The 9532-nt window shown below is 63.7% G+C and carries 10 protein-coding genes; 8 read left to right on the forward strand and 2 right to left on the reverse strand.

The genetic code is table 11. The features are described from left to right. From Q8N40_RS06090 to Q8N40_RS06105, 4 genes are all read left to right on the forward strand, one after another. The coding region (locus tag Q8N40_RS06090) for an NAD(P)/FAD-dependent oxidoreductase (protein WP_305711174.1) at window positions 1-711 on the forward strand (711 nt) is incomplete at its 5' end. A gap of 101 nt (window positions 712-812) precedes the next feature. Continuing rightward, the gene (locus Q8N40_RS06095) at window positions 813-1799 is read left to right on the forward strand and encodes a sialic acid TRAP transporter substrate-binding protein SiaP (protein ID WP_305318478.1); all 987 of its coding nucleotides are present in this window, start codon (window positions 813-815) and stop codon (window positions 1797-1799) included. 171 nt (window positions 1800-1970) lie between these two features. Next, window positions 1971-2543 carry a TRAP transporter small permease gene (locus Q8N40_RS06100; protein WP_305711175.1) on the forward strand — a complete coding sequence of 191 codons (573 nt, stop codon included), beginning with the start codon at window positions 1971-1973 and terminating at the stop codon, window positions 2541-2543. A 15-nt stretch (window positions 2544-2558) separates the two neighbouring features. Beyond that, window positions 2559-3839 carry a TRAP transporter large permease gene (locus Q8N40_RS06105; protein ID WP_305711176.1) on the forward strand — a complete coding sequence of 427 codons (1281 nt, stop codon included), beginning with the start codon at window positions 2559-2561 and terminating at the stop codon, window positions 3837-3839. A gap of 1 nt (window position 3840) precedes the next feature. On the opposite strand, the gene Q8N40_RS06110 is transcribed toward Q8N40_RS06105, so the two are convergent. Both Q8N40_RS06110 and Q8N40_RS06115 read right to left on the reverse strand, forming a co-directional pair. Then, window positions 3841-4755 (reverse strand): ribokinase, encoded by a 915-nt coding sequence (locus Q8N40_RS06110; protein ID WP_305711177.1) that lies wholly within the window; start codon window positions 4753-4755, stop codon window positions 3841-3843. 33 nt (window positions 4756-4788) lie between these two features. Continuing rightward, window positions 4789-5700 (reverse strand): sugar kinase, encoded by a 912-nt coding sequence (locus Q8N40_RS06115; RefSeq protein WP_305318721.1) that lies wholly within the window; start codon window positions 5698-5700, stop codon window positions 4789-4791. Between the two features lie 224 nt (window positions 5701-5924). Between Q8N40_RS06115 and Q8N40_RS06120 the strand changes: the two genes are divergently transcribed. From Q8N40_RS06120 to Q8N40_RS06135, 4 genes are all read left to right on the forward strand, one after another. After that, the gene (locus Q8N40_RS06120; protein WP_305711178.1) at window positions 5925-7184 is read left to right on the forward strand and encodes a Glu/Leu/Phe/Val dehydrogenase; all 1260 of its coding nucleotides are present in this window, start codon (window positions 5925-5927) and stop codon (window positions 7182-7184) included. Then, window positions 7181-8023, forward strand: a complete 843-nt coding sequence (locus Q8N40_RS06125) for a VOC family protein (protein ID WP_305711179.1) — start codon at window positions 7181-7183, stop codon at window positions 8021-8023. The genes Q8N40_RS06120 and Q8N40_RS06125 overlap by 4 nt, the downstream gene beginning before the upstream one ends. Before the next feature lie 214 nt (window positions 8024-8237). Continuing rightward, complete coding sequence (locus tag Q8N40_RS06130; RefSeq protein WP_305711180.1) at window positions 8238-8936, forward strand: TetR/AcrR family transcriptional regulator; 699 nt, start codon at window positions 8238-8240, stop codon at window positions 8934-8936. A gap of 151 nt (window positions 8937-9087) precedes the next feature. Then, window positions 9088-9525, forward strand: a complete 438-nt coding sequence (locus Q8N40_RS06135) for a hypothetical protein (protein WP_305318725.1) — start codon at window positions 9088-9090, stop codon at window positions 9523-9525. Window positions 9526-9532: the final 7 nt, after the last annotated feature.

Genomic DNA, 9532 nt, shown 5'->3' on the forward strand with positions numbered 1-9532 from the left:
GATGTGATCGAACTCGGCGCCCGCGTCATGGCGCGCGCTGTGACCGCGGAAATCTCGGAGTATTTTCAACAAAGGCACACCGCGGCCGGTATCCGCATCCATCTCGGCGTGCAGGCGACCGCCATTGAGGGCGACGGCGGCCGCGTCACCGGGGTCAGCCTCAGCGACGGCCGTCATATCCCGGCGGATCTGGTCGTGGTCGGCGTCGGTGTCCTGCCCAATGTCGAACTGGCCGGCGAAGCCGGCCTGAAGGTGGGATCTGGCATCATCGTCGACGAGCAGCTGCTGACGTCGGATCCCGACATCTCGGCGATCGGCGACTGTGCGCTGTTCGCAAGCCCGCGCTTCGGCGCCTCGCTGCGGCTGGAGTCGGTGCAGAACGCTACCGATCAGGCGCGCTGCGTGGCAGCGCGGCTGACCGGCGACGCCAGGACCTATGACGGTCAGCCGTGGTTCTGGAGCGACCAGGGCGACGACAAGCTGCAGATTGCCGGCCTGACCACCGGCTACGATCGCGTGGTGGTTCGAGGCGACCCGGCGCAGCGGTCGTTCTCGGCCTTCTGCTATAAATCCGGTAAGCTCGTCGGCGTCGAGTCCATCAACCGCGCGGCGGATCACGTGTTCGGACGCCGCATCCTGGCGTTGAACCGTTCGATTGAACCGGAACAGGCGGCGGATTTGAGCTTCGATCTGAAGGCCGCCCTGACCTAAGTCGGCGTTGCCACCACTTGCATCCGAACTTCATATCGGCGACGTTGTCGAACGAGGGCCCGCCAATGAGGCCCCAGGCAATCATTTCAGGGGAGCGAACCATGTCCGTGTGGACACGCCATGCAGCATTGTCGACGGCATTCATCATCGCATCAGCCATCGCAGGTCCGGCGTCGGCCCAGACCAAGCTGAAGTGGGCGCATGTCTACGAAGTCGCCGAGCCCTATCATACCCAGGCGCTGTGGGCTGCCGAGGAAATCAAGAAGCGCACCTCCGGCCGGTATGAAATCGCGGTGTTTCCGGCCTCCCAGCTCGGCAACGAGAACCAGATCAACGAGGGTCTCGGCCTCGGCACCGTGGACATGATCTACACCGGCACCTCGTTCGCCGGCTCGATTCACAAGCCGCTGGCGATCTCCGGCGCGCCGTTCATGGTGCGCGACTTCAATCACTGGAAGGCCTATCGCGACGGCAAGCTGTTCCGCGACATCGCCAAGGGCTACGAGGACAAGACCAAGCACAAGATCGTCGCGCTGACCTATTACGGCGAGCGCATGGTCACCGCCAACAAGGAAATCAAGAAGCCCGAGGACATGAAGGGCATGAAGCTGCGGGTGCCGCCGGCGCCGCTCTATCTGATGCTGGCGAAATCGGTCGGCGCCAACGCCACGCCGATCGCCTTCGCCGAAGTGTATCTGGCGCTGCAGCAGGGCACCGTCGACGGCCAGGAGAACCCGCTGCCGACCATCATGGCCAAGAAGTTCTACGAGGTGCAGAGCCACGTCATGTTGACCGGCCACATCATCGAATCGCTGCTGACCATCACCGGCACGCACGTCTGGTCGAAGCTGTCGGACGCCGACAAGAAGGTGTTCGACGAGGTGCTGGTGCAGGCGGCGGCCAAATCGTCGGATCAGATCCGGGAATCCGAACAGAAGATCGCCGATGAGCTGCGCAAGCTCGGCAAGACTGTGGTTACGGTCGATCGCGAAGCTTTCCGCAAGGCGGCGATCCCGCTGCACAACGACGCCTCCGCCGGCGCCGGCTGGAGCCAAGCACAATACGATGAGTTTCAGGCGCTCAAGTAAGAACTCTCAACGAGTCGTCCCGGCGAACGCCGGGACCCATACGCCGTGTCCTCTCGTTTAACGTTGGTGGCAGACACCTTTTGTCGCCACAGGCGCCGCGGAGTATGGGTCCCCGCTCCTCGTGCGCAATTGCGGGGACGACGTTGCAGATCGTGCAAACGGACCTCCACCATGAACACACCGCCCAAATCCACCAACGCCGCGCCGTCCGACGACGTTCACCTGATCGTCGTCGAGGACGAAGCGGTCGTGATCGAGCATCATCCGGAGGACTGGATCGCATTCGTGCTGTTCTGGGCGCTGGCCTTCATCGTCTTTCTGCAATTCTTCACCCGCTACATCCTCAACGACAGCCTGGCCTGGACCGAGGAGATTGCGCGCTACGGCTTGATGTCGCTGGCGTTCATCGGCGGCGCGGTGGTGACCCGCAAGAAGGCGCATATCGCCGTCGAACTGGTGTCGAACCTGATGGGCCCGGGACCGGTTCGGGCCGCCTTGCTGGCGCTGGTCGATTTTGTCACGCTCGGCTTCATGGGCCTGCTGGCGTATTTCTCGGTGACCATCGTCGAGCGCATGCATTCGCAGCCGATGACGGTGTTCGACCTGCCGATGAGCCTGGTTTACGGCCTCGTCGGCCTCGGCTGCTTCATGATGCTGGCGCGCCAGATCCAGGTGGTCTGGGCCAACGCGCGCGATGGCTGGCGGCGGGCGCCCGATGTCACCGATCAAGTTCACGCCGATTGAAAGCCGGGCTGACCGATGCCGATCCTGATCTTCGTTTTCTTTGCAACCTTGCTGGCCGGAATTCCCGTGTTCATCGCGCTGGCGTTCTCGTCGCTGCTCTACACCCACTTCATCGCCGGGATTCCCGATTTCGTGATCCTGCACCGGATGGCGGGCGGGCTCGACAGCTTTCCGCTGCTGGCAGTGCCGTTCTTCATTCTCGCCGGCAATCTGATGAATTCCGCCGGGATCACCAACCGCATCTATGATTTCGCGGTGGCGACCTGCGGCTGGATGAAGGGCGGCCTGGCCCACGTCAATATCTTCGGCTCGGTGATCTTCGCCGGCATGTCCGGCACCGCGATTGCCGATGCCGCCGGTCTCGGCACCATCGAAATCAAGGCGATGAAGGACCACGGCTACAGCACGGAATTTTCGGTTGGTGTCACCGCGGCCTCCGCCACGCTCGGTCCGATCATCCCGCCGTCGCTGCCGTTCGTGATCTACGGCATGATGGGCAACGTCTCGATCGGTGCGCTGTTTCTTGGCGGCTTCATCCCCGGCGTTTTCATGACACTCATGATGATGCTCTATGTCAGCTATTGCGCGCGGCGTTACGGCATGGGCCGCGATCAGGCGTTTCGCTGGGACGTCCTGTTCAGGACCTTCATCGCGGCTCTGCCGGCATTGATGACGCCGGTCATCATCGTCGGCGGCATGACCTTCGGCTGGTTCACGCCGACCGAAGCCGCCATCGCAGCCTGCACCTGGGCGCTGATGCTCGGCATCGTCCTGTACCGTTCTCTGTCGCTGAAGCAGTTCTACAAGGTCACGATGGACACCATCGAGACCACGTCCGGTGTGCTGCTGATCGTTGCCGCGGCCTCCTTGTTCGGCTGGGTGCTGACGACGACGCGCCTGACCGAAGCCGGCGCCGAGGCGCTGCTCCAACTGACCGACAACAAGTACATCATCCTGCTCCTGATCAACGTGCTGCTGCTGATTGTCGGCTGCTTCCTGGAGCCGATCGCCTCGATCAGCATCCTGGTGCCGGTGCTGATGCCGATCATCCTCAAGGTGGGCATCCACCCGGTTCATTTCGGCGTGGTGATGACACTCAATCTGATGATCGGACTCTTGCATCCGCCACTCGGCATGGTGCTGTTCGTCCTGTCCAGGATCGCGAAACTGTCGATCGAGCGCACCACCATGGCGATCCTGCCCTGGCTGATACCGCTCATGGCGTCGTTGATCGCGATTACGCTGATCCCCGAATTGACGCTGTGGCTGCCGCGCACGATGGGGATGTTGAAGTAGTTCAACGGGAGATCAGCGCTTTCACCTCCGCCGCCGTCGGCATCGACGGCGCCGCGCCCATTCGTTGCACGCAGATCGAGGCCGCGGCGTTGGCGTATTCCAGCGCGTCGCTTATTGAGTTGCCGCCGGCAAGCTGCGCTGCGACCGCGCCGACAAAACAATCTCCGGCGCCCGTGGTATCGACGGCCTTGACCGCTCGGCCCGCAACGATCCTCGGTTCGTCATCGATCAATGCCAGCACGCCGCGCTTGCCCAGGGTCACGCAAACGATCTTGCCCCGGCCGATCGGCAGCGAACGCGCGGCTTCGACGAACCGGACGAGATCGTCGGTATCGCGAAGTTCGGTCTTGGTCAGAAAGCCGAGTTCGGTCTCATTGAGAATGAGGATGTCGACAAGCTCGAGCAACGCGGTGCCGCATTCGGTCGCCGGCGCCGGATTGAGGATAGTGGTCGCGCCGGCGGCCCGGGCGCGTTTGAAGAAGGCGGCGATCGCGGGCATCGGGATCTCGAACTGGCTGACCGCGATGTCGCCCTTCGCGAGGACAGGCGAAGTGACATCGGCCGCGCTCACCAGCGCATTGGCGCCGGCAATGACGACGATGGTGTTGTCGGCGTTGGCGGACGTGATGACGGCCGTTCCGGTAGCGGCGCCTGCGGTCGCCTGCACGAAACTCAGGTCTACCCCCTGTGCGCCGAGGAATGCCTTCAGCTGATCGCCGAACGCATCCTTGCCGAGCCGACCGATCAGCGTCGTCGTCGCGCCGAGCCTTGTGGCCGATATCGCCTGGTTGGCGCCCTTGCCGCCGGGAAAGTAGAGCAGCGCCGTGCCAGCGACGGTTTCGCCGATGCGGGGATGCCGGTCGGCCGTCGCCACCACATCCATGTTGATGCTGCCCGCTACGAATACGCGGCCCATGTCTATTCCTGAATCGTCTATTCCTGGAATTGCCTAGTCCCAAAATTCCTTCTTGCGCCCGACCTGAAACTCCTGCTTGACGGTTTCGATGTCGGCCAGGGTCGGCAATCCGGCTTCGTTGCCGAGGCGCTGGATCTTGTAGGTCGATGCGGCGCGAGCAAACTCGAAATGATCCTTCCAGCCCTTGCCGGGATTGGCGAGATAGGAATGGACATATGCGCCGTGAAAAACGTCGCCGGCGCCGTTGGTATCGATCACGCGCTCAGGCGCGATCGGCAGCGCGGGAAGGGTGTGAACGGCGCCCGTCTCGTCGTACCAGAGCAGGCCTTTTTCACCCAGGGTGACGCCGCCGACCCGGCAGCCGCGGCTCTTGAGATAGTCCAGCATCTTCTCCGGCGTCATGTCCATCTGCTCGCACAGCCGCTCGGCGACGATGGCGACGTCGATGAATTCCAGGAGTTGATGGGTGTTGGTGCGCAGGCCGCCGCCGTCGAGCGAGGTCAGGATGCCGGCCTCGCGGCACAGTCTGGCGTAGTGGATCGCGGCGTCCGGCTGGTGGCCGTCGACATGCAGCGCGCGGCAGCCGCCGAGGTTCAGCAGCGGGAAGGGGTGAATATGCTCGTCGTCGCGGCAGCGCACGATCGCCCGCTTGCCGTCCTTCGGCATGATGAAGGACAGCGACGAGGAGTTGACCTTGCGCGGATGGATCGAGATTCCATACTTCACGCTCATGTCCTGGAACATGCGTCCCAGCCAGTCATTGGCGACGGTGGTGATCAGGTCGGGCACGATGCCGAGCTTGGCGCAGCAGAATGCCGCGGTGACTGCGTTGCCGCCGAACGAGACCGCGTAGGCGGAAGCAACATGCTTCTCGTCGCCGGTCGGCATGTGGTCGGTGATGAAGGTGACGTCGATATAGGTCTGTCCGATGAAGAGCGCCTGCATAAATCTGTCCGTCGTGGCTGAGGGGTGGTCCCGGCCGGCAGAGATACATTAGCACCGTCCATGGTGGATTATTCGCTGAAATTATTCGCAGGCCTGCCACCTTAATCGCTTGAGATAACCGCAGGGCGGGACTACGACCGTGCGGAAGTGTCGTCAGCGTGGAGCCGGGCTAACGGCCTGTGCCGCTCCGGGTTCCTGCCAGCAGGACAAAAGGGGAGGGAACGATGACCGTCTATTCCGGTCCGGTGTTCGAGATGGCGGTCAACCAGTTCGGGGTGATCGCCAATCATTTGTCGATCCCGATGGACGAGCGCGACCGCCTGCTGCTGCCGAAGCGGGCAGTGATCGTCTCCTGTCCGATCCATCGCGACGACGGCTCGATCGCGGTGTTCGAAGGCTACCGGGTACAGCACCACCTCACGCTCGGTCCGACCAAGGGCGGCACCAGGTTTGCCCCCTCGGTCGATATCGGCGAGGTGGCGGCGCTGGCGATCTGGATGAGCTGGAAATGCGCGCTGGTAGGGCTACCCTATGGCGGCGCCAAGGGCGGCGTCCGGGTCGATCTCTCCACCATTTCAAAGCGCGAACTGGAGTCGCTGTCGCGCCGCTACATGCAGGAGATGATTCCGTTCGTCGGGCCGCATACCGACGTGATGGCGCCCGACATGGGCACCAACGAGCAGGTGATGGCCTGGTTCATGGACACCTATTCGATGTATCAGGGCCGCACCGTGACCGAGATCGTCACCGGCAAGCCGGTGGCCTCCGGCGGCACGCTGGGACGGCGCGAAGCCACCGGGCGCGGCGTCGCGCATCTCGCCAAGCGGGTGTTGAACGAATTGTCGATCAGCCTGAATGGCGCCACCGCCGTGATCCAGGGCTTCGGCAATGTCGGCTCCCATGTGGCGCTGGAGCTGCAGCAATTCGGCCTCAAGGTGATCGCGGTCAGCGACCACACCGGCGCGCTGCACGACCCCGCCGGGCTCGATATCCCGGCGCTGATGCGGCACGCGAGCGAGCACGGCAGCATCGCCGGTTTTTCCAGCCAACTGCAATTCGACCCCGCGCAAATTCTGACGCTGCCCTGCGACGTGCTCGTGCCGGCGGCGATGGAGCGCGTGATCGACGCCAAGGTCGCGGAAAACCTGGAATGCCGGGTGCTGGCGGAAGGCGCCAACGGGCCGACCACGCCGGACGCCGACCTGGTGCTGGAAAAACGACGGGACGAGGTCTTCGTCATTCCGGACATCCTGTGCAATTCCGGCGGAGTCGTGGTCAGTTATTTCGAATGGGTGCAGGATCTTCAGCAACTGTTCTGGGAAGAAGAGGAAGTCACGCGGCGCGAATATCATATCCTCGACCGTGCCTTCGAGACCATGGTGGCGCGCTCCAGGGCCGACAATATTTCGCACCGCACCGCCGCCATGGCGATCGGCGTCGAAAAAGTCCGTGCCGCCAAGAACACCCGCGGGCTTTTTCCATGATCAGCGGGCTCGACCACGTCGTCGTTCTCGTCAGCGACCTCGCCGCCGCCGCCGCTTCCTACCAGACGCTGTTCGCGCGGACACCGGCGGGGCGCAGCAGCGGCGATGGCGCCGAGCGGGTGCTGTTCACGCTCGACAACATGACGCTGGAGCTGATGGCGCCCGCCGGCGAGGGCGCCATCGCGGACCGGATCCGCAGCGTGATCGCGCAGCAGGGCGAGGGGCTCGCCAGCCTGTGCTACCGAACCATCGATATTGGCAGGATGCATCGCCGGCTGGAGCGGCTGTCGCTCAAGCCCGAGCCGGTCGCGGAGGCCGACAGCCTGGATGCCGAGACCGGCGCCACTTTGTCATGGAAGCGAACCCGTGCTGCGACCGACGCCACGCGCGGCGTCCGGCTGTTCTTCCTTGAACTGCCCAGGGAGCGCCCGCTGTCGGTGCGCACCGAGGCAGCCTCGATCACCGCGATGGACCATGTCGTGGTCGCGACCGGCGATCCCGAAGGGGCGGCCGCGCTGTATGGCGCGCGGCTCGGGCTCGACATGCGGTTCGACCGTTCGCATCCGGACTGGGGCAGGCTGATGTTCTTCCGCTGCGGCGACCTCGTCGTTGAGATCGTGCACCGGCCCGGCAAGGACCTCGATGCCGCGCGCGACCGGCTGTGGGGCCTGAGCTGGCGCGTCGCCGACGCCGATGCGACGCGGGCCCGGCTCGCCGCCGCCGGCGTCGAGGTCTCCGAGGTGCGCACCGGCCGCAAGCCGGGCACCCGGGTGCTCACCGTGCGCAGCGGCACCTGCGGCATCCCCACGCTGCTGGTGGAGCGGACGGCGGGCGGTTGATCTTCGTCATTGCGAGGAGCCGCAGGCGACGAAGCAATCGATACTTCGTTATTCCGGGATGGTGCGAAGCACCAGACCTCAGGTGCGCAATTGCGTACCGGGGAATCCTAGGATTCCGGGTTCGATGCTTCGCATCGCCCCGGAATGACGCCTTCATTCTCAATCCCCGCTTCGCATGCTACATCCACATTTGCACTCTCACCGGGCATCCACCTTGGCCAAGGCAAAGCAACCACTGAAATGGCAGCGCGATCCCGAGGGGATGCGAATTCGCATCCTCGAGGCCGCCAAGCAGGAATTTGCCGCCCATGGCCTGGCCGGCGCGCGGGTCGACCGGATCGCAGCCAAGGCCGGGGCCAACAAGCGCATGTTGTACTACCATGTCGGCAAGAAAGACGATCTCTACCTCGCGGTGCTCGAAGGCGCCTATCAGCAGATCCGGGCCGAGGAGCGCGGGCTCGATCTCGAACACCTCGATCCGCCTGACGCAATCGAGCGGCTGATCGAATTCACCTGGAATTACTTCATCCGCAACCCGGAATTCCTCGCGCTCCTCAACACCGAAAACCTCGCCAAGGCGCGCCATCTGAAGCGATCGACAAAAGTCAAATCGATGCACTCGCCCTTCGTCGAGATGATCCGCACCGTGGTGAGGCGCGGCGTCGAGAGCGGCGACTTCGTCGTTGCGGTCGATCCGGTGCAGCTTTATATCTCGATCGCGGGACTTTGCTTTTTCTATTTGTCGAACAGCGCCACGTTGAGCGTCATCTTCGGCCGCGACCTGCTCAAGCCGGAAGCGCGGGACGAAAGGCTCGCCCATATGGTGGCGCTGGTGCTGGCGGCGTTGACCGGAAAGTCGGCAGCCAGTTTCGGCAAGGGCAAGGCGCCGAAGCTGCGGGCGGTGGCACAGTAGCCCGCGTGATTTCGAGGGCCGGCAACGGGATTGGTTCGCCCTTGTTAGTATTACGCCTTAACCAATAGTTAATTATATATTTGTGGACGCGAGCGGTCCGTCCTAGCCTGCATTGGGGGGCCTGCTCGGTAACCAACAATGGGTGCGTGCCATGGCGTATCGGATCTATGGGGCGTTGATCGCCCCCCTCAGCGTCGCAGTGCTGATACTTGCGGCGAACGACAGTTTCGCCCGCTCGGCGCAGGCGACACCCCGTTCAGGAGCGGCTTCGGCGCATGCGATGCCCCGTCCGCCGGGCATCGGGCATCACCGGCGAGGTCATCCGGGGGCGTTCTGGCCGGCTACCGGAGGTTATCATTACGGACCGACCTATGGCGAACAACCCGCCGCGGCTGAAGTGAACCAGTCGATCAGGGGTGACATCCGTTACACCTACACCCAGGACGTTCCCTGGGACTGGCCGCATCGCTTTCCGCCGATGGTCGCACCTTCCGACCGGCCCTATGTGCAGAGTTGCAACGCGGAGACCGTCACCGTTCCCGGCCGCAACAACACCGAGCGGACCGTCAACATCATGCGGTGCTACTAGCGCGCGC

It is taken from the genome of Bradyrhizobium sp. (genome assembly GCF_030693485.1).
Taxonomy (GTDB): Bacteria; Pseudomonadota; Alphaproteobacteria; order Rhizobiales; family Xanthobacteraceae; genus Bradyrhizobium.